Source organism: Streptomyces sp. NPDC054765 (genome assembly GCF_053612065.1).
In genome coordinates this window covers 22,036-44,252 of sequence record NZ_JBSHBP010000032.1, presented here as the reverse complement: position 1 = coordinate 44,252, position 22,217 = coordinate 22,036, and the positions used below count along the sequence as shown (strand labels likewise).

General features: G+C 71.9%; 18 protein-coding genes. 7 read left to right on the top strand and 11 right to left on the bottom strand.

The window, feature by feature from the left end:
- Positions 1 to 41: 41 nt before the first annotated feature.
- Positions 42 to 1,289: an ATP-binding protein gene (locus tag ACWGJY_RS20935; RefSeq protein WP_453262315.1), complete on the bottom strand. Its 1,248-nt coding sequence runs from the start codon at positions 1,287 to 1,289 to the stop codon at positions 42 to 44.
- A 6-nt stretch (positions 1,290 to 1,295) separates the two neighbouring features.
- On the bottom strand, positions 1,296 to 1,976 hold the full coding sequence (locus tag ACWGJY_RS20930; RefSeq protein WP_030086430.1) for a response regulator transcription factor: 681 nt from the start codon (positions 1,974 to 1,976) through the stop codon (positions 1,296 to 1,298).
- Between the two features lie 510 nt (positions 1,977 to 2,486).
- Between ACWGJY_RS20930 and ACWGJY_RS20925 the strand changes: the two genes are divergently transcribed.
- On the top strand, positions 2,487 to 3,992 hold the full coding sequence (locus tag ACWGJY_RS20925; RefSeq protein WP_453262314.1) for a peptide MFS transporter: 1,506 nt from the start codon (positions 2,487 to 2,489) through the stop codon (positions 3,990 to 3,992).
- A 140-nt stretch (positions 3,993 to 4,132) separates the two neighbouring features.
- Here the strand turns inward: ACWGJY_RS20925 and ACWGJY_RS20920 are convergent, their stop codons facing one another.
- The 5 genes from ACWGJY_RS20920 to ACWGJY_RS20900 form a co-directional block, all read right to left on the bottom strand.
- Positions 4,133 to 5,590, bottom strand: coding sequence for a hypothetical protein (locus ACWGJY_RS20920; protein ID WP_453262313.1), 1,458 nt, complete (start codon positions 5,588 to 5,590; stop codon positions 4,133 to 4,135).
- The gene (locus ACWGJY_RS20915) at positions 5,590 to 6,783 is read right to left on the bottom strand and encodes a hypothetical protein (RefSeq protein WP_453262360.1); all 1,194 of its coding nucleotides are present in this window, start codon (positions 6,781 to 6,783) and stop codon (positions 5,590 to 5,592) included. The genes ACWGJY_RS20920 and ACWGJY_RS20915 overlap by 1 nt, the downstream gene beginning before the upstream one ends.
- A gap of 1,120 nt (positions 6,784 to 7,903) precedes the next feature.
- Positions 7,904 to 8,626, bottom strand: a complete 723-nt coding sequence (locus ACWGJY_RS20910) for an LPXTG cell wall anchor domain-containing protein (protein ID WP_453262359.1) — start codon at positions 8,624 to 8,626, stop codon at positions 7,904 to 7,906.
- A gap of 257 nt (positions 8,627 to 8,883) precedes the next feature.
- Positions 8,884 to 9,384 (bottom strand): ATP-binding protein, encoded by a 501-nt coding sequence (locus ACWGJY_RS20905; RefSeq protein WP_453262312.1) that lies wholly within the window; start codon positions 9,382 to 9,384, stop codon positions 8,884 to 8,886.
- A gap of 171 nt (positions 9,385 to 9,555) precedes the next feature.
- Entirely contained in the window at positions 9,556 to 9,924 is a 369-nt protein-coding gene (locus ACWGJY_RS20900) for an STAS domain-containing protein (RefSeq protein ID WP_453262311.1), read from the bottom strand.
- A 386-nt stretch (positions 9,925 to 10,310) separates the two neighbouring features.
- On the opposite strand from ACWGJY_RS20900, the gene ACWGJY_RS20895 reads away from it, so the two are divergent.
- Positions 10,311 to 11,123 carry an RNA polymerase sigma factor SigF gene (locus ACWGJY_RS20895; protein ID WP_453262358.1) on the top strand — a complete coding sequence of 271 codons (813 nt, stop codon included), beginning with the start codon at positions 10,311 to 10,313 and terminating at the stop codon, positions 11,121 to 11,123.
- A gap of 207 nt (positions 11,124 to 11,330) precedes the next feature.
- Here ACWGJY_RS20895 and hutI read toward each other — a convergent pair whose 3' ends face one another.
- The 4 genes from hutI to hutU are packed head-to-tail and all read right to left on the bottom strand — an operon-like array spanning position 11,331 to position 16,853.
- Positions 11,331 to 12,515: an imidazolonepropionase gene (hutI, locus tag ACWGJY_RS20890; protein WP_453262310.1), complete on the bottom strand. Its 1,185-nt coding sequence runs from the start codon at positions 12,513 to 12,515 to the stop codon at positions 11,331 to 11,333.
- Positions 12,516 to 12,532: 17 nt separating this feature from the next.
- Complete coding sequence (locus tag ACWGJY_RS20885) at positions 12,533 to 13,957, bottom strand: formimidoylglutamate deiminase (protein WP_453262309.1); 1,425 nt, start codon at positions 13,955 to 13,957, stop codon at positions 12,533 to 12,535.
- A complete protein-coding gene (locus tag ACWGJY_RS20880; RefSeq protein WP_453262308.1) occupies positions 13,948 to 15,186 on the bottom strand; it encodes an allantoate amidohydrolase in 1,239 nt (412 codons plus the stop codon). The genes ACWGJY_RS20885 and ACWGJY_RS20880 overlap by 10 nt, the downstream gene beginning before the upstream one ends.
- Positions 15,183 to 16,853, bottom strand: coding sequence for a urocanate hydratase (hutU, locus tag ACWGJY_RS20875; protein ID WP_453262307.1), 1,671 nt, complete (start codon positions 16,851 to 16,853; stop codon positions 15,183 to 15,185). The genes ACWGJY_RS20880 and hutU overlap by 4 nt, the downstream gene beginning before the upstream one ends.
- A gap of 219 nt (positions 16,854 to 17,072) precedes the next feature.
- Here hutU and ACWGJY_RS20870 point away from each other — a divergent pair, with 219 nt between their 5' ends.
- The 5 genes from ACWGJY_RS20870 (at position 17,073) to ACWGJY_RS20850 (ending at position 22,074) form a co-directional block, all read left to right on the top strand.
- Positions 17,073 to 17,579: a hypothetical protein gene (locus ACWGJY_RS20870; protein WP_453262306.1), complete on the top strand. Its 507-nt coding sequence runs from the start codon at positions 17,073 to 17,075 to the stop codon at positions 17,577 to 17,579.
- Entirely contained in the window at positions 17,576 to 17,959 is a 384-nt protein-coding gene (locus tag ACWGJY_RS20865) for a transcriptional regulator (protein WP_453262305.1), read from the top strand. Before ACWGJY_RS20870 ends, ACWGJY_RS20865 begins: the two co-directional genes overlap by 4 nt.
- Positions 17,960 to 18,060: 101 nt before the next feature.
- Positions 18,061 to 18,924, top strand: coding sequence for an ABC transporter ATP-binding protein (locus ACWGJY_RS20860; RefSeq protein ID WP_453262357.1), 864 nt, complete (start codon positions 18,061 to 18,063; stop codon positions 18,922 to 18,924).
- Between the two features lie 415 nt (positions 18,925 to 19,339).
- Positions 19,340 to 20,200, top strand: coding sequence for an ABC transporter permease (locus ACWGJY_RS20855; protein WP_453262356.1), 861 nt, complete (start codon positions 19,340 to 19,342; stop codon positions 20,198 to 20,200).
- 539 nt (positions 20,201 to 20,739) lie between these two features.
- Complete coding sequence (locus tag ACWGJY_RS20850; protein ID WP_453262304.1) at positions 20,740 to 22,074, top strand: diaminopimelate decarboxylase; 1,335 nt, start codon at positions 20,740 to 20,742, stop codon at positions 22,072 to 22,074.
- The last annotated feature ends 143 nt before the right edge of the window (positions 22,075 to 22,217 follow it).

Genomic DNA, 22,217 nt, shown 5'->3' with positions numbered 1-22,217 from the left:
GGGGCACGCCGGGCCCCGCAGACGCACCGGCAGCCGCGGCCTCACTCCTCGACGGTCTCCGCCTCCCGGGCCAGGAACAGCGCAAAGACCGGCGGATGCTGCTGGAGCAGCTCCAGCCGCCCGCCGTCGGCCTCCGCCAGGTCCCGGGCGACGGCCAGCCCCAGCCCGGTGGAGTTCCGGCCGGACACCGTCCGCTCGAAGACCCGCGAGCCGAGGTCCGGCGGGACCCCGGGCCCGGCGTCGGTGACCTCGACGACTGCCTGATTGCCGGTGACGCGGGTACGCAGCGCGACCGTCCCGTCACCGTGCATCAGCGAATTCTCGATGAGGGTGGCCAGCACCTGGGCGACCGCGCCCGGGGTGCCGACGGCCCGCAGCCCCTTCTTGCCGGAGCGCACGATGGCCCGCCCCGCGCTGCGGTAGGCCGGCCGCCACTCCTCGATCTGCTGCTTGACCACCTCGTCCAGGTCGAAGGCGACCGCGGAGCCACTGCGCGGGTCCCGGGAATTGGTCAGCAGCCGCTGGACGACGTCCGTCAGCCGCTCCACCTGCGTCAGCGCGATGGTGGCCTCTTCCTTCACGGTGTCCGGATCGTCGGTGAGGGTGATCTCCTCCAGCCGCATGGACAGCGCGGTCAGCGGCGTCCGCAGCTGGTGGGAGGCGTCCGCGGCCAGCCGCCGCTCGGCGGTCAGCATCCGCGCGATCCGCTCGGCGCTGGCGTCCAGCACATCGGCGACCCGGTCCAGCTCCTGGACGCCGTAGCGGCGGTGGCGGGGGCGGGGGTCGCCGGAGCCGAGCCGTTCGGCGGTCTCGGCGAGATCGGTGAGCGGCGCGGTCAGCCGGCGGCCCTGGCGGACGGCCAGGATGACGGCCGCGATGATCGCCAGCAGCGCCACGGCCAGGATGACCAGCAGCGTCCGGCCGATCTCCGCGCTGACCATGGAGCGGGATGCCTGGACCGTGACCGATTCACCGCGGTCGCCGCGCACCTCCGACTGGATGACATTGCCCGAGGGCCGCTTGCCGATCTCGATCGGCGCCTTGCCGGGCACCTTGATCGTGGCGTATCGCTTGGCCGTGATCTGCTCGGAGAGGATGTCCGGAGTGATCTTCTCGCCGCTGCCCAGCCGGCTCTCCACTATCCCGACCAGCCGGACCGCCTCGGACGCCACGCTCTCCTGGGCGCCGGCCTGGATGGTGCGGGTCTCGACGATGACGAGCGAGACGCCGAAGACGGCGATCACGACGAGCACCACGGCGAGCGTGGAGTTGATCAGGCGGCGGCGCACGGGCCCCTAGCTCTTCTCGAAGCGGAAGCCGACTCCGCGGACGGTGGCGATGTAGCGGGGGTTGGCGGCGTCGTCCCCGAGCTTCTTGCGCAGCCAGGAGATGTGCATGTCGAGCGTCTTCGTGGAGGACCACCAGGTGGTGTCCCAGACCTCGCGCATCAGCTGGTCGCGGGTGACGACCCGGCCGGCGTCCCGCACCAGGACCCGCAGCAGATCGAACTCCTTCGCCGTGAGCTGGAGTTCCTCGTCACCCATCCAGGCGCGGTGCGACTCGACGTCGATGCGTACGCCGTGGGTGGCGGGCGGCTGCTGGGGCTCGGCGGTGGAACCGCGGCGCAGCAGGGCCCGTACGCGGGCGAGGAGTTCGGCGAGCCGGAAGGGCTTGGTGACGTAGTCATCGGCGCCGGCGTCCAGGCCGACGACGGTGTCCACCTCGTCGGCGCGGGCGGTCAGCACCAGGATGGGGAAGGAGTGGCCTTCGTTGCGCAGCCGGCGGGCGACCTCCAGGCCGTCCATGCCGGGCAGCCCCAGGTCCAGGACGACGAGGTCGATATTGCCCTGGAGACCGGCGTCGAGCGCCGTCGGGCCGTCCTCGCGCACCTCGACTTCGTAACCCTCACGGCGCAGTGCGCGGGCGAGCGGCTCCGAGATGGACGCGTCATCCTCGGCGAGCAGTACACGGGTCATGGGCCGATGGTAGTCCGATGTATCCGGGCCGAGGGGCGGACCAGCGCGGATGGCCGACGATGGACCCGTTCCCGCGCCGTTGGCGCCGTGAGCTGCGCAAGCGCGGGCGCGCACCAGGGCGCGCGGGCGCCCGGAGGGGCGCCGGCGGTTCCCCATTGCAGTGTGAGCGTTGTCTCACGCCACCCAACGGCGGGGGAACCAGACGTATGGTGTTTCGACGTCCATCGCACAACCTCCGGGGCCTTTGACTCTCAACTGACGTCATCGGTCCCTCGTTGTGTCCCGGGCCGGTGTCACCGGCCCTGATACACAGTGATCGACCTGCCGGCCGGGTCCACCGCGCTTGTTGCACGGGAGGCGTGGATTCCGGGGTACGACCGTCCTGCCGACCCCCCGCGGGGAGCCGAACCTCCCGGACGTGGGGGCGGGCGGAGCTACGCCGGTGGGTGACCCCCCAACCCGGGCGCGCATCGGTCTGCGAGCGCGTCCCGTAGCAGCAAGGAAGCATCCATGGCGTCCAGCCTGACGAAGGGCGCGGCCCAACAGGGGAACCCTGTTGACGGCGGCAAGACCTTCTTCGGCCACCCCCGCGGACTGGCCACGCTCTTCATGACCGAGATGTGGGAGCGCTTCAGCTTCTACGGCATGAAGGCTCTTCTCCCGCTGTACCTGATCGCGCCCGGCGGCATGCACATGCAGGCCACCACGGCCACCGCGATCTACTCCGTGTACATGGCGATGGTCTACCTGCTGGCCATGCCGGGCGGCTGGATGGCCGACCGCTTCTGGGGGCCGCGCAAGACGGTCGCGATCGGCGCCATCGTCGTCATCGCGGGCCACATCACGCTCGCCCTGCCCAGCGCGGCGACCTTCTTCGGCGGTCTGGTGCTGGTCGCGCTCGGCTCCGGCCTGCTGAAGGCGAACATCTCCACGATGGTCGGCCACCTCTACGACGGCCCGGAGGACCCGCGCCGTGACGGTGGCTTCACGCTCTTCTACATCGGCATCAACCTCGGTGCCTTCCTGGCCCCGCTGAGCATCGGCACCGTCGGCGAGAACGTCAACTGGCACTTCGGGTTCACGCTCGCCGCCGTCGGCATGGCGCTCGGCCTCGCGCAGTTCCTGCTCGGCACCCGCCACCTGAGTGCGGAGAGCAACGTTGTCACACAGCCCGCGACGCCCGAGGAGAAGGCGTCCGTGCTGCGCAAGGGCCTGATCTGGCTGATCGTCGCGGCCGTGTTCTACACCGTGCTCGCCGCGACCGGTAACTTCGCCAACTGGGCGCTGCTGCCGATCACCATCGCCGGCCTGGTCATCCCGATCGCGGTCCTGGTCCGGATGAAGCGCGACAAGGAGCTCACGGAGCTGGAGCAGTCCAAGCTCTCGGGCTACATCTGGTTCTTCGTGGTCGCCGCCGTCTTCTGGATGATCTACGACCAGAACGGTTCGACCCTGTCGATCTTCGGCGAGAACTCCACGACGAACGACCTGCTGGGATTCCACTTCCCGACGTCCTGGTACCAGTCGCTGAACCCGGTCTTCATCATGGCGCTCGCCCCGCTGGTCGCCTCGGCGTGGCTGTGGCTGAACAAGCGCGGCAAGGAGCCCAGCACCGCCGTCAAGTTCGCGTCCAGCCTCACCCTGATCGGCATCTCCTTCGTCGTCTTCATGGTGCCGCTGCTCGACACCGCGGCCAACGGCGGCAAGGTCAGCCCGATGTGGCTGGTGGCGATCTACTTCATCCAGACCGTCGGTGAGCTGTGCCTGTCTCCGGTCGGCCTGTCGGTCACCACGAAGATGGCGCCCGCCAAGTACAGCTCCCAGATGATGGGCGTCTGGTTCCTTGCGGTCACCGCGGGTGACTCCGTGTCAGGTCTGCTGACGTCGCCGCAGCTGAACGTCGACCTGAACACCTCGGGCGCGGTCGCCGTCGAGGCCGCCTTCGCGGTCGTCGCGGGCTTCGGCATCTGGATGTACCGCAAGCGCGTCAAGGAGCTGATGGGCAGCGTCAACTGACGTCTGCCGGCCCCGCACGACGGAAGGGGGCGTCGCACCGGACGGTGCGGCGCCCCCTTCGTGCGTTCCTGTGGACGTGGCGCGTCAGACGTGGCGCGTCAGACGTGGCGCGTCAGACGTGGCGCGTCAGACGTGGCGCGTCAGCGGACCCGCGCCCGGTGCCGCGGCAGGAACGTGAAGACCGCCCCGCCCAGCAGGATGACGGTCCCGGCGAGGATGCCGAGCGCGGTCAGCGCGCCGTGGTCACTCGCACCGGTCTCGGCGAGACCGCCACTGCTGCCGCTGCCGCCCGGCCCGCCGGCCGGTCCGGCCGTGCCGCCGCCGGAGGCCGCCGCGCCGCCCGCCGCGCCGCCGGACGTACCGCCCTGCTGTGCCGAGGTGTCCAGCACGAGCGAGACGCCCGGGTCCTTCTCCGGGGTGCAGGTGGTGGTCGTCCCCAGGGCGTTGACGGTGAGCACGCCCGGGGTCAGCGTGGCCTTGCCGGTGGCGCCCGGCTTGTACGTGCCCTTCAGGTCGGGGATCGCGATCGGCTGGCCCGACTTGATCGGCGCGGCGTTCGTCGGCCCCTCGGTCTTCACCGTCCCCTTGTCCGCGCCGCCGACCTTGACCTCCATCGACGGCTTGACCGAGTTCTTGGGGATGTCCGCCGGGCTGTCCATGACGGACTTGCCGAACTTCACGGTCAGGTCGTAACTGCCGCCCTTCTTCACGGCGTTGATCTGGACCGGCGAGGTCGCCTTCTTGTCCCCGATGGGCGTCTTGCAGGCGTAGGGGACCTGCACTTCCTTGCCCTTGTACGCGGTGCCGTCGGGGTCGCCGCCGGTGCCGCCGGTCCCGCCGCCGGAGCTTCCGGAGGTCGTACCGCCGGACGGGCCGGAGGTCGTACCGCCACTGGTGGTGCCGGTGGTGGTGCCGCTCGTGGACCCGGCAGTGGTGCCGCTGGTCGTCCCGCTGGTCGTCCCGGTGGTGGACCCGCCGGACGTCCCCGTCGTGGTGCCGCTCGTGGTCCCGCTGGTCGTGCCGCTCGTGGTGCCACCGGAACCGCCGCTGCCGTCGGTCACCTTGATGGTGACCGCGGGCTGCACCGTCTCCTTGGGGGAGCACTTGGTGTCCGTCGAGATCGGCTTGTTGACGTTGATGTTGTAGAAACCGGGCGTCAGCGTGACCTCACCGGCCTTCGTCAGCTTCAGCTTCCCCTTCATGTCGGACAGCTTCATCGCAGCGCCCTTGGGGATCGGCGGATTCTGCCGGGGGCCCTGCATCGCCAGATCGCCGGTCTGCGCCCCGGCCACCTTGACCGTGCCGGTCGGCTGGACGGTGTTCTCCCCCAGATCGAGGATGTCGGGGTTCTTGGAAGCCCCCTCGACGGTCTTCCAGACCACCTCGATTTCGTCGCCCACCTTCGCGGTCCCGGGCGCGCTGACCGCCACCTTCGTGGTGCCCTCGATCGGCGGCAGCCCCGAAATCGGCGGCGGCAGACACTCCGTCTTGTACGACACCTCCGCGGCCTGGGCGGTCCCGGCCGCTGCCACGATGCCCGCACCCGCGAGCACCAGCGCGGCCGCCGAAGCCACCGCGGCTCTCCTCCGTTGCCTCATCACGCTGAACCTTTCGACGTCGGTCGTTCGGTTGATGTGGTGGTGGACGGTGCGGTGTCCGGGGTGAACCACGGCAGTGCGGCGGAGTCACCCGGCGTACCGGGGTCGGCCGTTGAGCCCTCGCTCGCGGTTCGGTTGCTGATACGTGGTCCGGTGCCGGCCGCGCCGTGCGGCCGGCCGGCGGTGCGGGTGCGTCCGGTCGTGCGCGTACCTCCTGCGGTATGCCTGCGGGTGCCGCCCGTCCGGCGCGGGCGTACCCGGTCCACGAGCGCCATCCCGATGCGGAACACCGCCGTCGGGACCACCACGCAGAGCAGCACCCAGAAGAGCGTCACGCCCCACGGCCTGCCGACGCCCCAGGGCTGTTCGGCGAGCACCTTGCCGCCGTACCGGAGGGAGACCAGATAGTCCCCGTGTGCGCCGGCCGGCAACTCGACCGGCAGCGTGACCTCGGCTTTCTTCCCGGCCGGTACGGTCCCCCGCCACTGCTGCTCCTCCCACTCGGGCGCGAAGACCCCGTGCGAGGTGCCGACCTGGAAGACCGGGTCCTTGGCCGGCGCCGAGCCGAGATTGCCGACCGTGAGGGTCAACTCGCGCTGCGCGGGGGCGCCGAACCAGGTCAGCAGGCCGCTGCTGCCCGCCAGCCGCGGCGGGGCGAGCACCGTCAGCCGGCCACCGGTACTCTCCCGGGGCAGCGGCGCCACCGGGTGCCCGGCCACCTTGAACGCGGCATCCGCATCAGCAGCCTCACCGGTCACGGTCGCCACATGCACCACGCAGGGACAGGGCTTGGGCGGCTCGGCGACCGGAAGGCTCTTGTGGAACGCACCGTGCGCGTCGGTAGTGACCGCCCGTCCGTCGCCGTTGGCACAGGAGTTGGTGCCGCCGATCATGTTCTGCCCGCAGATCAGCAGCGTGAGCAGCGCCTTGGGCCGCCAGCCGCGGCCGGTCACGGTGACACTGCCGCCCTTGCCCGCCTCCTTCCGGGAGAGGCGGACGGTGGGATTGCCCTCTGCGGCAGGGGCGTACGGGGCGGCAGGGGCGTACGGGGCGGCATGCGCCCCGGCGGCGGCAGGCGCGAACGAGGTGGCATCCGCCGCGGCGGCGGCCGGCAGCGGGGCCGACGCGAACGCCGCGCACAGGACGAGCCCGGCCAGGGCCACGGCCACGGCCCGTCGTCGTCGCCGTCGCATACGGCGTATGGTGCCGGCCACCGGACCGGCCCGGCCGCCGGCGGCAGCGACGACCGCAGGAGCCGCCTCTCCGGCGGGCACCCCGGCCCCGTCGCGACGCCGCCGCCGTACGACCACCAGGCCGCCCGCACCCGCCGCCAGAAGGAGCACCGGTGCGGCCACCACGCCCCAGGGGACGGCGGAGTACGTGACGGTGGCGGACCCGTGAGCGCCGCCGCGTGCCGTGACCGTGAGCCGGACGTCCATCACGTCCAGGCCGGGCGGACCGGGCCAGCTCTCCGTCAGATCCATGCCCTGGCCGGGCCGCAGCCCGACCGGAAGGGTGCGGGCGGCCCGGCGCAGCACCGGGCCGAAGAGCCCGTCGGCGCGCACCGCGAGCCGCGGTGTGAGCACCGTGTTGCCCCGGTTGACCAGCGTGTACCGGATGACCGCAGCACCGCCCCGCCGGCTCACCGACAGGTGCTCGACGGTCAGCGCGGACAACGCAGGCCCCGTCACCCGCAGATGGACCGGTACGTTCTCCCGCGCGCCCGCCCCGCTCCCCTTGCCGGCTCCGGCTCCGGTGGCGGTGGCGGTTCCAGTTGCGCCTGCGCCTGCGCCGGCGCCGGCACTGGCGATCAGCGCTCCGGAGTGCTCGCCGGGAGCCGCGTCGCGCGGCACGGTCACCGTGAACGGCACGCTCGCCCGGGTGTGCGGCGGCACCTTCACCTCCCGCGCGGCGAGCGTGAGCCACGAGCCGGCGACGGAGCTGCGCAGCCGTACGGTGACGGCGCGGCCGGCGGGGTTGCTCAGGGACAGCCGGTCGTTCATGACGGTGCCCGGCGCACCCTCCAGGTAGAAGTACGGGCGGTCGTGTGCGCTCGGCTCGGCGCCGTCACCGGGCGCGGGCGCCGCGGACCAGCCCGGTGGCGCGGGGGCGGCGGCCGGCCGGGCCACGGCCACGGCGGGGCACAGCAGCACGGCGGCGGTCGCGAGGATCGCGCCGCTGACCGCTGTGCGGGTACGGAACGGCATCGGCGGCTCCTGGTGCAGGGGGGTGCCTCCCCGTGCCGGCCGGGCATGGGGGCGTACGGGGTACGGGGGTTGCGCACGCGCGGGTCCTGGCGCCCCGCGCAGCGCGTCACACCCGCTGGTGGCGGCGGGTCAGCCAGAGCGCACCGGCCGCACCGGCCAGCAGCACGGTGCCACCGAGGGTGCCCAGTGCGATCACGGAGTCCGCGGGCCCGGTCTGCGGCAGCTGCCCGCCGGAGGAACCGCCGCCTGCCGCGGCGGCACCGGCACTCCCCGAGGTGCCGCCCGAGCCGCCGGATCCCTTCACGTCGAGGGTCAGCGAGGGCTTGGGGTTGTTGCTGGGAGTGCAGGTGGTGGTGGTGCCCAGCGCCTTGATGGTGAGCGTGGCGGCCGTGAACGTGACCTTGCCGCTGCCCTTGGGGGTGTACGTACCGCTCAAGTCACTGATTTTGATGGGGGTGTTGGCCGGTATCGCCTTGTCGTTCGGCGGTCCGGTGACCGGCACCGTACCGCTCTCCGCGCCGCCGAGCTTGATCAGCGCATTCGGGCTCATGGCGCCCTTGCCCAGCTCGACGGGGCTGGAGGAGACGCCCTTCTGGAAGGACATGACGAGCTTGTACGCGCCCCCGCTGGGGGTGCCCTTGATGTCGATCGGCGAGACCGCGCCCTTGTTGCCGATCGGCGTTTTGCACTGGTAGTTGACGTCGACGACCTCGGCATGGGCGGCCGGCGCGGTGAGCATCACCGCGGACCCCGCCGCCATCGCCACGGCCGCGGCGAGGCCGGCCGCCCGGACCGGACGCCTGCCGTGCTGTTCGTAGAAGCGGGCCACCTCGGATTCCCCTTCTCCCGGTGAGCGCACCGCCGGATGTTACTGACGGCACATCAGATTGGCGGCTCAAGGTACGCCGGGGACCTTGCCGAGGGAAGGCAATGCACAGCCCGGATCGGGGCCGGGACCCGCACCGCGGGGAATTCCGGCCGTACACACCGTCATCCGGGATGCCGGGCGGGGTGGCGGGCCGCACACGACGAAGCGCGGGCCCGCAGGCCCGCGCTCAGCACTTCCCCGGCGATTGCGCCCGCGCTTCAGAACGGCGCGGCGAGCTCCGCCCAGACGGTCTTGCCCGCGCCGTCGGCGTTGCGCACCACGCCCCAGTCCAGGCACAGGCGCTGCACGATGAACATGCCGTGACCACCGGGGCGGCCCGGACGGTGCGGGCTGCGCGGCGCCGGCGAGCCCGCACCGAGGTCGCTGACCTCCACGCGCAGCACTTTGGCGGTGCAGCGCAGCCGCAGCTCCTCGGGCCCCTCGGCATGCAGACAGGCGTTGGTGACCAGTTCGGAGACGACGAGCAGCACATCCTCGGCCGCGGCACGCCGGTCGGCACCGGCGGCCGGCAGCCAGCCCCAGTCGTGCAGGGCCTGCCGGGCGAAGTCACGGCCACGCGCCACGGCCCCACGGGTGCCCGCCAGGCGCAGCCGGCGGATCTGGCCCACCGGGGTGGCGGCAGCCGGGGCGGTGGAAGCATCCACGCCGCCCGACTCCGGGCCGAGATCGCCCGGCGGATACGGCCGGGTGGTGCTCATCAGCGCTTCACCTCACCGATTCGCCTGTTCACGGGAAACAGATACTGACTGATTCAACGGATTCAGATGTCTCCTGCCCGACCGGACCGTGAGAACACCCACTTCTTGGGTACGGAAGTTGTGACACGGACTACGTGCCCGGAATGCAACCTTCCGGACACTGCCGCCGTGTCACTCGGCCAGGGCCGCGTCGAGAGAGTCGTGCACCGTGAAAACCGCCTCCGCGCCCGTGATCTCGAAGACCCGGGCAACCACCGGCTGCATCCCGGCCAAATGGACTCCGCCCCCCACGGCCTCCGCCTTCAGGCGCGCGCCGAGCAACACATTGAGGCCGGTGGAGTCCATGAACTCAAGGGGTGAGCAGTCCACCACCAGGCGTGCATAGCCGTCGTCCACACAGCCTTCGAGTGACTCACGCAACAGATCCGCCGTGTGGTGATCGAGCTCACCCGAAACCGTCACGACCGCGCTGGCGCCGTGATGGCGGATCTCGACATGAAGCCGGCCCCGGCTTGCACTGCCGACCGTCCCGCGGTCCATGCGCGCGCACCCCTCTTGCTGTCTGGACAACTGTTTACTTACGACTGCGCTCGTCGAAACCCTACGCCCTCCTGACGCCTCCCGGTAGCCGAACAATCCGCATATTGCTCAATATACGGACAACACGCACTTGCCATCTTCAGGCAAAGCCAGGTAGGCGTAGAAGCACACATTCGAAACGGCCGGCTTTGGAGGCGCCGCACACCGCAGCTTCACGTAGAGGCATCGGCAGCCATATGCCGAGAACGATGGAGGAGACCATGTCACCCCGGCTCGACGAATTGCGCACCGACGACACCCGGCAGTCCGCATCGTCGACACCCCCGTCCGACCCGACCGGACAGATCCCTTCCCCGTCGCTCCCTGCCGAATCAGATCCGGCGGGAATGACGGAGATCGAGGGGCTGCCCGAGATCCCGCCGTTCGACGAGGTGGGCCCGGTGGACGCGAGGGCTCTGTCCAAGACCCTCTTCGAGCGGCTCGAAACGCTCGAGGAAGGCACCCACGAATTCGCGTACGTCCGCAACACTCTGGTCGAGCTCAACCTCGCGCTGGTGAAGTTCGCGGCCTCCCGGTTCCGCTCCCGCAGCGAGCCCATGGAGGACATCGTCCAGGTCGGCACGATCGGCCTGATCAAGGCGATCGACCGCTTCGAGATCAGCCGTGGCGTCGAGTTCCCGACGTTCGCGATGCCGACCATCGTCGGCGAGATCAAGCGCTTCTTCCGTGACACCAGCTGGTCGGTGCGCGTGCCCAGGCGCCTGCAGGAACTGCGCCTGGACCTCGCCAAGGCGGGCGACGAACTGGCGCAGAAGCTGGACCGCGCCCCGACGGTGCACGAACTCTCCGAGCGTCTCGGCATCACCAGGGACGAGGTCGTCGAGGGGATGGCCGCGAGCAACGCCTACACCGCGAGCTCGCTGGACGCCCAGCCCGAGGAGGACGACAGCGAAGGAGCGCTGGCGGACCGCATCGGCTACGAGGATCACGGTCTCGAAGGCATCGAGTACGTCGAATCCCTCAAGCCGCTGATCGCCGAACTCCCGCCGCGCGACCGGAAGATCCTCTCGCTGCGCTTCGTCGCCAATCTGACGCAGTCCGAGATCGGCGAGGAGCTGGGCATCTCGCAGATGCATGTCTCCCGTCTGCTCTCCCGCACCCTCGTGCGGCTCCGCAAGGGGCTGATGGTCGAGGAGTGAGGGACCGCGGTCCCTGCCGGTCCACGCGGCCGGCAGCCGCCCGCGCACAGGAGGGCCTGCCCCGGGATCGCCCGGGACGGGCCCTCCTGTGCTGGTGCCGGAAACCACCTGGACCGGCTCCGTGAAACCACCTGGACCGGCCCCGTGAAACCGCCCCTGGACCGGCTCCGTGAAGCCGGTCCAGGGGTCATCGTGCTCGTGCGGCCGTCAGACGAGAACTCCCTTGTGCCACACGGCGGAGACGAGCGGGACGCCGGGCCGGTAGGCGAGATGGACGTGCGAGGGCGCGTCCAGGAGGGCGAGGTCGGCGCGGGCTCCGGGGGCGATCCGGCCGACGTCCGTGCGGCGCAGGGCACGGGCGCCGCCCGCGGTCGCCGACCACACGGCCTCGTCGGGCGTCATCCCCATGTCGCGGACCGCCAGTGCGATGCAGAACGGCATGGAACTGGTGAAGGACGAGCCGGGGTTGCAGTCGGTGGACAGGGCGACGGTGGCGCCCGCGTCGAGCAGCGGGCGGGCGTCGGGCCACCGGGCGCGGGTGGAGAACTCGGCGCCCGGCAGAAGGGTGGCGACGGTGTCGGACTGCGCGAGGGCGTCGATGTCGGCGGGGCTGAGGTGGGTGCAGTGGTCGGCGGAGGCCGCGCCGAGTTCGACGGCGAGCTGGACGCCGGGGCCGTGGCCGAGCTGGTTGGCGTGCACCCGCGGCATCAGGCCCCTGGCCTTGCCCGCGGTGAGCACGGCGCGGGCCTGGTCGCCGTCGAAGGCGCCCTTCTCGCAGAAGACGTCGACCCAACGGGCGTACGGGGCGCAGGCGTCCAGCATCGGGCCGGTGACCAGGTCGACATAGCCGGCCGGGTCGTCGGCGTGGTCGGGCGGGACGATGTGCGCGCCGAGGAAGGTGACCTCGTCGGTGTGCTCCGCGGCGATGCGCAGTGCGCGGGCCTCGTCCTCGACGGTGAGCCCGTAGCCGGACTTGGTCTCCTGGGTGGTGGTGCCCTGGCGGAGCGCCTCGGCGAGATAGCGGGCGACGTTGGCGTGCAGGGCGTCGTCGGTGGCGGCGCGGGTGGCGGCGACGGTGGTGCGGATGCCGCCGGCGGAGTACGGGCGGCCGGACATCCGGGCGTTGAACTCCGCGGTGCGGTCACCGGCGAAGACCAGGTGGGAGTGGGAGTCCACGAAACCGGGGAGGCCGGCCCGGCCGCCGGCGTCGACGGCGTTGTCAGTGGCGGGTGCTTTGCTGGAAGCACCGACCCAGGCGATGCGGTCGCCGTCGATGACGACCGCGGCGTCCTGGATCAGGCCGAGGGGGCCTTCACCGAGGGAGGGGTCGTTGGTGACGAGCTGGGAGATGTGGGTGATGGCGGTGGTGGTCGGCGTGGAAATCGTCGTCATCGCGGGGGTGTTCTCCTTCAGCCGCGTACCGCGGCGATGGACTCTGCGAGGGCGCTGGGTGCGTCGGGGACAAGAGTGTGCACACCGTCGCGGACGATCTGCCGGCCGTCGACGATGGTGTGCCGTACATCCGCCGCGGAGGCGGCGAATACTGCCGTTTCGGCGGCCAGCCGGGGCAGTGGTCCGGCGGTGCGTACGGAGTCCAGTGCGATCGTGGTGAAATCGGCGAGCGCACCGGTCTCCAGGACACCGGCGTCGTCCCAGCCCAGGGCGGCATGGCCGTCGGCGCTCGCGGCGCGCAGCAGGGCGTTGGCCGTCCAGTGCCCGCGGGTGCGGGTGCGCAGCCGTTCGTCGAGCTCCATGGCGCGGGCCTCTTCGAGCAGGTCGATGACGGCGTGGCTGTCGCTGCCGAGGGACAGCGGGCTGCCGCTGCTCTGGAGCCGGACGGCCGGGCCGATGCCGTCGGCGAGGTCGCGTTCGGTGGTGGGACACATACACACGCCGGTGTGGGAGCCGCCGAGCAGCTCGATGTCCTCGGTGGTGAGGTGGGTCGCGTGCACGGCGGTGGTGCGGCTGCCCAGCGCGCCGTGGTCGGCCAGCAGCCGCGTGGGGGTGCAGCCGTGGGCGTCGCGGCAGGCGTCGTTCTCGGCGGTCTGCTCCGAGAGGTGGACGTGCAGCGGGGCCTGCCGTTCGCGGGCCCAGTCGGCGACGGTGGCGAGCTGCCCGGCGGGGACGGCACGTACGGAGTGGATGGCGGCGCCGATGCGGGCGTGTGCGCGCTCCTTGAGTGCGTCGGCGCGCTGGGCCCAGCGGTCGGCGGTGCCGTCGGAGAAGCGCAGCTGGTGGTGGTTGGGCGGGGCCCCGAAGCCGGCCGAGAGGTAGGCGGTGTCGAGCAGGGTGATGCGGATACCGGCGTCCGCGGCGGCGGCGATCAGCGCCTCGCCCATGGCGTTGGGGTCGTCGTAGCGGGTGCCGCCCGGCGCGTGGTGAAGGTAGTGGAATTCGCCGACGCAGGTGATGCCGGCCAGCGCCATCTCGGCGTACGTCGCACGCGCGAGCGAGTAGTAACTGTCGGGCGTGAGCTTGTCGGCGACCCCGTACATCACCTCGCGCCAGGTCCAAAAGGAATCCGGCGCCCGCTCCCCGCCTTCCACCGTCGCGGGCCCCCGCCGCTGCGGGGGTGATCCGGTACCGGTGCCGGTACCGGCCTGGACGGTGCCGCGCAGGGCCCGGTGGAAGGCGTGCGAGTGGGCGTTGGCGAGGCCGGGGAGGGTCAGGCCGCGCAGTGCGGTGGCGCCGGGCGGCGGGGTGGCCGTCCCGGTGCGGACGGCCGTGATCCGCCCGTCCGCGACGTCCACGGCCACGCCCGGCTCGACGTGCGTGCCGAGCCAGGCGTGTTCGAGCCAGTACGTCGTCGGTGTTGCCTGTGTCGTCAGTGGCACGCCAGCCCTTCCAGTACGTCGGCGAGTGCGGTGACCCCGGCGGCACAGTCGTCCTCGCCCGCCGCTTCGGCGGGCGAGTGCGACACCCCGGTGGGGTTGCGGACGAACAGCATCGCGGTGGGGACGGTTCCGGACAAAATACCGGCGTCGTGCCCAGCGCCGGTGCCCAGGACGGGCACCGGCCGCTCCCCCGGCTTGCCGAGGATCGCGGTCAGCTCGTCCCGCAGGGCGTGCTGGAACTCCACGACGGGGGTGAAGGATTCGCGCACGACGCTCAGGTCCACTCCGTCGCGGGCGGCGCGCTCGGCGGCGGCCTGCTCGATCCCGGTGATCACGGTGTCGAGGGTGTCCTGGTCGGGAGCGCGGGAGTCCAGCCAGCCGCGGACGAGCGAGGGGATGGCGTTGACGCCGTTCGGCTCCACGCTGATCTTCCCGAAGGTGGCCAGGGCCCCGGCCAGCCGGGCCTGCTCGCGGGCGGCGAGCACGGTCGCGGCGTAGCTGAGCATCGGGTCGCGGCGGTCGTCCAGGCGGGTGGTGCCGGCGTGGTTGGCCTCGCCGTGGAAGTCGAACCGCCAGCGGCCGTGCGGCCAGATGGCGGAGGCGATGCCGACCGGGTCGCCCGACAGGTCCAGCGCCCGGCCCTGCTCGACGTGGAGTTCGACGAACGCACCGATGCGGGCGAGCCGTTCGGGGTCCGGGCCGATGGCCTCGGGGTCGTAACCGGCGCGCTCCATGGCCTGCGGGAGGGTGGTGCCGTCGCCGTCGCGCAGCCGGTGTGCGGCCTCGGTGGTCAGCGCCCCGGCGGCGAGCCGGGAGCCGACACAGGCCAGGCCGAAGCGGGCTCCCTCCTCGTCCCCGAAGTTGACGATGGCCAGCGGCTTGGCGAACTCCGCTCCTCTGCTGCGCAGTTCGTCCAGCGCGGCGAAGGAGGACACCACGCCCAGCGGGCCGTCGAAGGCACCGCCGTCCGGCACGGAGTCCAGGTGGGAGCCGGTGACGACGGCGTCGCCGGGGGCCACGTCCTGGGGACCGGCCGCCCCGAGCCAGGCCCACTGGTTGCCGTTGCGGTCGAGTTCGTAGGCGAGTCCGCGGGCCTCGGCCTGGGCCTTGAACCACGCACGGCAGTCGGTGTCCGCGGCGGTCCAGGCGAAGCGGCGGTAGCCCCCGGAGGAGGAGTCACGGCCGAGCGGCCGCAACTCCTCCCACATCCCGTGGAACGAGGCGGTCACGCGCCCCCGCCTTCGCCCTCACGCATCGGGATGCGGACGCCGCGCTCGGCGGCCACCTCGTCGGCGCGCTCGTAGCCCGCGTCGACATGCCGGATGACGCCCATGCCGGGGTCGTTGGTGAGCACCCGGCGGATCTTCTCGCCGGCCAGCGCGGTGCCGTCGGCGACGGTGACCTGTCCGGCGTGGATCGAGCGGCCCATGCCGACACCGCCGCCGTGGTGCAGTGAGACCCAGGAGGCGCCGGAGGCGACGTTGACCATGGCGTTGAGCAGCGGCCAGTCGGCGATCGCGTCCGAGCCGTCCTTCATGGCCTCGGTCTCTCGGTAGGGCGAGGCGACGGAGCCGCAGTCGAGGTGGTCCCGGCCGATGGCCAGCGGCGCCTGCAGCGTCCCGTCGGCGACCATCTCGTTGAACCGCTCACCGGCCTTGTCCCGCTCGCCGTAGCCGAGCCAGCAGATCCGGGCGGGCAGACCCTGGAAGTGCACCCGCTCGCCGGCCAGCTTGATCCAGCGGGCCAGCGACTCGTTCTCCGGGAAGAGGTCGAGGATCGCCTTGTCGGTCGCGGCGATGTCCCGGGCGTCGCCGGACAGCGCGGCCCAGCGGAAGGGCCCCTTGCCCTCGGCGAACAGCGGCCGGATGTAGGCGGGGACGAAGCCGGGGAAGGCGAAGGCCCGCTCGTAGCCGGCGAGCTGGGCCTCGCCGCGGATCGAGTTGCCGTAGTCGAAGACCTCGGCGCCGGCGTCCATGAAGCCGACCATGGCCTCGACGTGCCGGGCCATCGACTCGCGCGCCCGCTGGGTGAAGTCGGCGGGCTTCTCGGCGGCGTAGGCGGCCATGTCGTCGAAGTCGATGCCGACCGGCAGGTAGGCCAGCGGGTCGTGGGCGCTGGTCTGGTCGGTGACGATGTCGATCGGGGCGCCCTCGGCGAGCATCTGCGGCAGCAGTTCGGCGGCGTTGCCGAGCAGCCCGATCGACAGCGGCTTGCGCTGGTCGCGGGCCTCGACGGCGAGCTGGAGCGCGTGCTGGAGGCTGTCCGCCCGGACATCCAGGTAGCGGTGCTCGATGCGGCGCTCGATGGCCCGCGGGTCGACGTCGATGCAGATCGCGACACCGTCGTTCATGGTGACGGCGAGCGGCTGGGCGCCGCCCATGCCGCCGAGACCGGCGGTGAGCGTGATCGTCCCGGCGAGCGTGCCGTTGAACTTCTTCGCCGCGACGGCCGCGAAGGTCTCGTACGTGCCCTGCAGGATCCCCTGGGTGCCGATGTAGATCCACGAACCGGCCGTCATCTGCCCGTACATGGTCAGCCCGAGGGCCTCCAGGCGGCGGAACTCCTCCCAGTTGGCCCAGTCGCCGACGAGGTTGGAGTTGGCGATGAGCACCCGCGGCGCCCACTCGTGCGTCTGCATCACGCCGACCGGCCTGCCGGACTGGACGAGCATCGTCTCGTCCTGCTTGAGCGTGGTGAGCGTGCGCACCATCGCGTCGAAGGAGCGCCAGTCACGTGCGGCCTTGCCCGTGCCGCCGTAGACGACGAGCTGGTCCGGGTGTTCGGCCACCTCCGGATCGAGGTTGTTCTGCAGCATGCGCAGCGCGGCTTCCTGCTGCCATCCCCGAGCACTCAGCTCCGTACCGCGCGGCGCCCGCACGGGTCGCGGTCCCGACATGGGCCGTGCCTCCCTGACATCGAATGGATTGAGCTATTCACATACTGAGGTCGATGAATAGCTCTAGTCAACAGGGTGCGGCGCACCGCTCTCGACGCGACCGCGGGAACCGGCCAACCGCTTCCGAATTTTTTACTTGCCTACCGGGAAAGTCTGCGCTAACTTTCCGAGTGGGAAAGTGAACGGGGATGTCCGGACCGCCTTGGGGAGGCGAGGGTCATGAGCACACCGGTGGATGCCGAACAGGCCTGGCAGGATCTGCAGCGCATCCGGGTACCGCAGGAGCGGGTGTACGACGAGATCGAGAGATGCGCCCACAGCGACACCGGATCGGCATACCGCACGGCCGCGGTGATGTGGGTGTTCCTCGCCGTCACGGGCCTCGATCTGCCCATGTGGGCATTCTGGCTGGTACTGACCGCCTACTTCGTCGTGCTGGGCACCTTCGCCGTGCTCCGCAACCGCAGGACCCGGATCCGGCTGCACCGCTCGCGTTACAGCTGGCGGTCGTTCGCCACTTTCTTCGCGGGCATGGGGGTCACCCTCGTGACCATCCTGCTCTCCGGTTTTCTGGTCGGCCGGCTGGCGCTGCCGTTCGGCAGCCTGATCCAGGCAACCGTCTCGACGGGCATCTTCGTGCTGTTCGTCGGCCCGGCGAACCGCTGGGCGGTCGGCGCACTGCGCAACCGCGGGGCGAGAACCGGCCGGCAGGGGGCGGTCCGATGAGCACCCCGAGCGGCTTCGACGAACTGATCCACCCCGCCACCCGGCTGTCCGTGGTGGCGCTGCTCGCCGCCTCGGAGTGGGCCGACTTCCCCTTCATCCGCGACAGCCTCTCGCTCAGCGACTCGGCGCTCTCCAAGCAGCTGCACACCCTGGAGGAGGCCGGGTATCTGGAGATCCGCAAGGAGGGCGGCGGCCGCAAGCGGCGTACGACGGTGCGGCTGACGAGCCGCGGCCGGAGCGCCTTCGAGGGACATGTGGCCGCGCTCCGGGCCATTGTCGAGGGCGCGGGGCCCACGGCGGCACCCACACCGGCGGCAGAGTCCGCCGCGGCGGCATCAGGGACACGGCAACAGCAACAGCGCGCGGAGGCGGGCCGATGACGGCCACCGGACAGTTGTCACTCCCCCCGGCTCCGGCCGCTTCGGCGGCCACGGACTCCGCCGTGTCCGCCCCACCCGTCATCCGGGTACGTGACGTGCGGATGTCGTACGGCACCACCCATGTGCTGCACGGCATCGACCTGGACATCCGCCGCGGCGAGATCTTCGCGCTGCTCGGCCCCAACGGCGCGGGGAAGACCACCACCGTCGAGATCCTGGAGGGCTTCCGGCAGCGTTCCGCCGGGGAGGTCAGCGTCCTGGGGACCGACCCGGCGCGCGGCGACGACACCTGGCGCGGCCGGATCGGCCTGGTCCTGCAGTCCTGGCGCGACCACCGCCGCTGGCGGGTGGCCGAGCTGCTGACGCACTTCGCCCTGTACTACCCGGCCCCCCGCGACCCCGCCGCGCTGCTGGCGCTGGTCGGCCTCACCGAGCAGGCCGGAGCGCAGGTCGACCGGCTGTCCGGCGGCCAGCGCCGCCGTCTGGACGTGGCACTCGCGATCGTCGGCCGCCCCGAACTCCTCTTCCTGGACGAGCCGACCACCGGCTTCGATCCCGAAGCCCGGCGCGACTTCCACGATCTGGTCGAGCGGCTGGCCCGCGACGAGGGCGTCACGATCCTGCTCACCACGCATGACCTGGCCGAGGCCGAGCGACTGGCCGACCGGATAGCGGTGCTGGTCAACGGCCGGATCCGGGCCGGCGGCACCCCCGCGGAACTGGCCCGCCGGGCCGCCGCACAGGCCGAGGTCCGCTGGACGACGGCCGACGGCACGGCCCGCCGGGAACGTACCGAGGACCCCTCCCAGCTGGTCTGGGAGCTGCACCGGGACACGGGAGGACCGGTCGCCGACCTGGAGGTCCGCCGCCCCACGCTGGAGGACACCTATCTGCACATGGTGCACCTGGGCGACGGGGCGGAGGCGGGGAGTGCGGGCGGAACCGGGAGCGGTGAGGTGAGGTGAGCGAGACCGGGAGCGGGAGTGCGGGCGGGACCGGTGGTCTGGGCGGGACCGGGGCCGGTGGTCTGGGCCGGACCGGAGCCGGGAGCGCGGGCGAGTCCCGGACCGGGAGTGTGAGTGAGGCCGGCGCAGGGGGTGCGGGCAGGGCCGCGGCCCCGGACGGGGAGAAGCAAGCATGAGGGGGAGCCAAGTGACAGCCGTGACAGATCCGACAGCGGCGACGGGCAGCGGCCGAGAAGCCGACACGGCGGGGCGGACAGATACGGCGGGGCGGACTGATAAGGCCGACGCGGCGGGCACGGCGGGCACGGCGGGCACGGCGGGCACGGCGGGCACGGCGGGCACGGCGGGCACGGCGGGCACGGCGGGCACGGCGGGCACGGCCGACGCGGCCGACGCGGCCGCGAAGGAGTCCGCCTTGGGCCCCCGCCGCCGCTACTGGCGTGCGGGTCTCCTGCGCGGGGGTATCGAACTCCGCCACCTCGTCCGCAACCCCAAGGAGATGAGCGGCCATCTGATCAATGTCGTCGTTGCGCTGCTGCTCGCCGGCTATATCCACGACAAGGTGCCCGGCACCCATGTCCCGATGACCCATCTGACGCTCGCGGGCTTCGCCGCCTATCTGCTGTTCCAGATCGGGCTGGTCAATCTTCCGCAGATCCTGGTGACCGAGCGCGAGGAGGGCGCCCTGTTGCGGCTGCGCGCCACCCCCGGCGGCATACCTGCCTATCTCATCGCCAAGTCACTGCTGGTGGTCACCATGGCGTTCGGGACCCTGGCCGTCCTGCTGGGAGCCGCCGCACTACTGGTGGACGGGCCGCTGCCGCACGGGCCCGGCGGCTGGCTGACGCTGCTGTGGGTCAGCGCGCTCGGACTGCTCGCCGTCGTACCGCTGGGCGCGGCCATCGGCGCCGTGCTCCCGAACCCGCGGGAGGCGCTTGCACTGATCATGCTGCCCGCGATGGGGCTGCTGGTGACCTCGGGAGCGATGTTCCCGCTCACCTCGCTGCCCGCGGTGGTCCAGAAGATCGCCTCCGTCTTCCCGCTCAAGTGGATGGCACAGGGCCTGCGCTCGGCCCTCCTCCCGGACGCCGCACGCGCCGCGGAACCGGCGGGCTCCTGGGAGCTGCCGACCGTGGCCCTGATACTCACCGCCTGGGCCGTCCTCGGCTTCCTGCTGGCCGTGCCGCTCCTGCGCCGCGCCGCCCGCCGCGAATCCGGCTCCCGCCTCACCGAACGCCACCGCAAGGCGGGCTGGAGCGGCGGCCGGACGGCCTGAGCGGAAAGTCGGCGGCCCGGACCGGCGGCCCGGACCGCCCGTACCGTCCGGACGGGGGCCGGACGGTACGGGCGGCGGACGGGCTGCCGTAGCGGACTCGGGCATCCTGAGCCGGGGGAATCAGAGCCAGGGCGGGCGGCGGGCGGCGGGCGGTGCCGAGGGCGTGGCCCCTGCCACTCGTCACCCCCGGGCCGCGCATCGACCCGGGCACGAGTATCGCCCCGGGCACGAGCCCTGGCCGCGCGCCGGCACCCGGACCGCGCCTTGGCGTCTGATCCGCAGCGCGCCGCCTCGGGGCCGCGCGCCGTTGTGGGGGCCGCGCGCCGATGTCGGGGCCGCGCGCCGGGGCCCGTCCCGGCAGGCCGGCGTCCGCGCCCACTCGCCGGGATCTGGGCCCACTGACCGGGTGCGGGGTCCATCGGGCCCGAGGCCCTGCCCCTGCCCCTGCCCCTGCCCCTGCCCAGTCTCCCCAGCCGGGGGCTTTTGGCCGCCGCGGTTTCGGTTGGCGTGACACCCCTACCCAATGATGGAGTTGACCCATGAACTTCACGGAGCGAGACCGTGCCGTACAGGCAGCCATTGCGCGCGGGCTGGTGGGGCCCGGCGAGCCCGTCGCCGGGCTGCTCGATATCGCCGGAATCCGCCGGTCGGCGGCCGAACTCCGCGCCGCCTTCGAGGAGTTCACCGCTCCCGGCACCCCGGTCCTGCACGCCTTCGCGGTGAAGGCCGCCTCTCTCGTCCCCGTACTGCAGCTGCTCATGCGGGAAGGGCTCGGCTGCGAGGTGGCCAGCCCCGGCGAACTGGCGCTGGCCCGTGCCGCGGGAGTGCCGGTCGCACGGACCGTCCTGGACTCGCCCGCCAAGACCTTGGCCGAACTGCGTGAGGCACTGGCCCTGGGGATCGCCGTCAATGCCGACAACGCCGAGGAACTGGCGCGTATCGACGCGCTGATGGCCTCGGCACCGAGCAGCGCGCCCATCGGTCTGCGGGTCAACCCCCAGATCGGCGGCGGCAGCATCGGGGCGATGAGCACTGCCACGGACACCTCGAAATTCGGTGTCGGGCTGCGTGACGAGGGCGTCCGTGACTGGGTCGTGCAGGCCTTCCTCACCCGACCGTGGCTGACCCGGCTGCATGCCCATGTCGGCTCCCAAGGCATGCCGCTGGAGCTGATGGCCGCGGGCGTACGGGCCCTGTACGACCTCGCCGAGGAGATCAACGCGCAGGCGGGCCGGCGCCAGATCGACACCCTCGACATCGGCGGCGGTCTGCCGGTCAACTTCTCCTCGGACGCCACCACTCCGACCTACCGCGAGTATGCCGCGCTGCTGCACTCGACCGTCCCTGGCCTGCTGTCCGGACGCTACGGGATCGTCACCGAGTTCGGCCGCTCACTGCTGGCCAAGCACGGCACGGTCCTCGCCCGCGTCGAGTACGCCAAGTCGGCCGGCGGCCGGCCCATCGCGGTCACCCACGCCGGCGCCCAGGTCGCCACCCGTACGGTCTTCGTCCCCGAGGCCTGGCCGATCCGGGTCGCGGCCTACGACGCCGAGGGGCGTCCCAAGACGGGCGCTCCGGTTGCCCAGGACGTTGCGGGACCTTGCTGCTTCGCGGGCGACCTGGTCGCCGAGAACCGTCCGCTCCCGCTCCTGGAGTCCGGCGACCATGCCGCACTCCTGGACACCGGCGCCTACTACTTCTCCACCCACTTCGCCTACAACTCCCTTCCCCGTCCCGGGATTTACGGCTATGCGGCGGACGCGGGCGGCAGCGTCCGCTTCGCGACCGTCCGCACTCCGCAGACCCTGGAGGAACTCACCGCGGAAAGCGGCGGCGCACACGCAAAATCACTGGCCGACCTCGGGAAGCGGTGATCTCGGGACCGGGTGACCTCGGGGCCGGGTGACCTCGGGAAACAACGGCCCCTCGGGAAGCAGTGGGCAGGGGGCGGAGAGCGGAAAGCGGAAAGCGGAAAGCGGAAAGCGGAGCGCCTGCCGGGGCGCTGATCAACCACTCA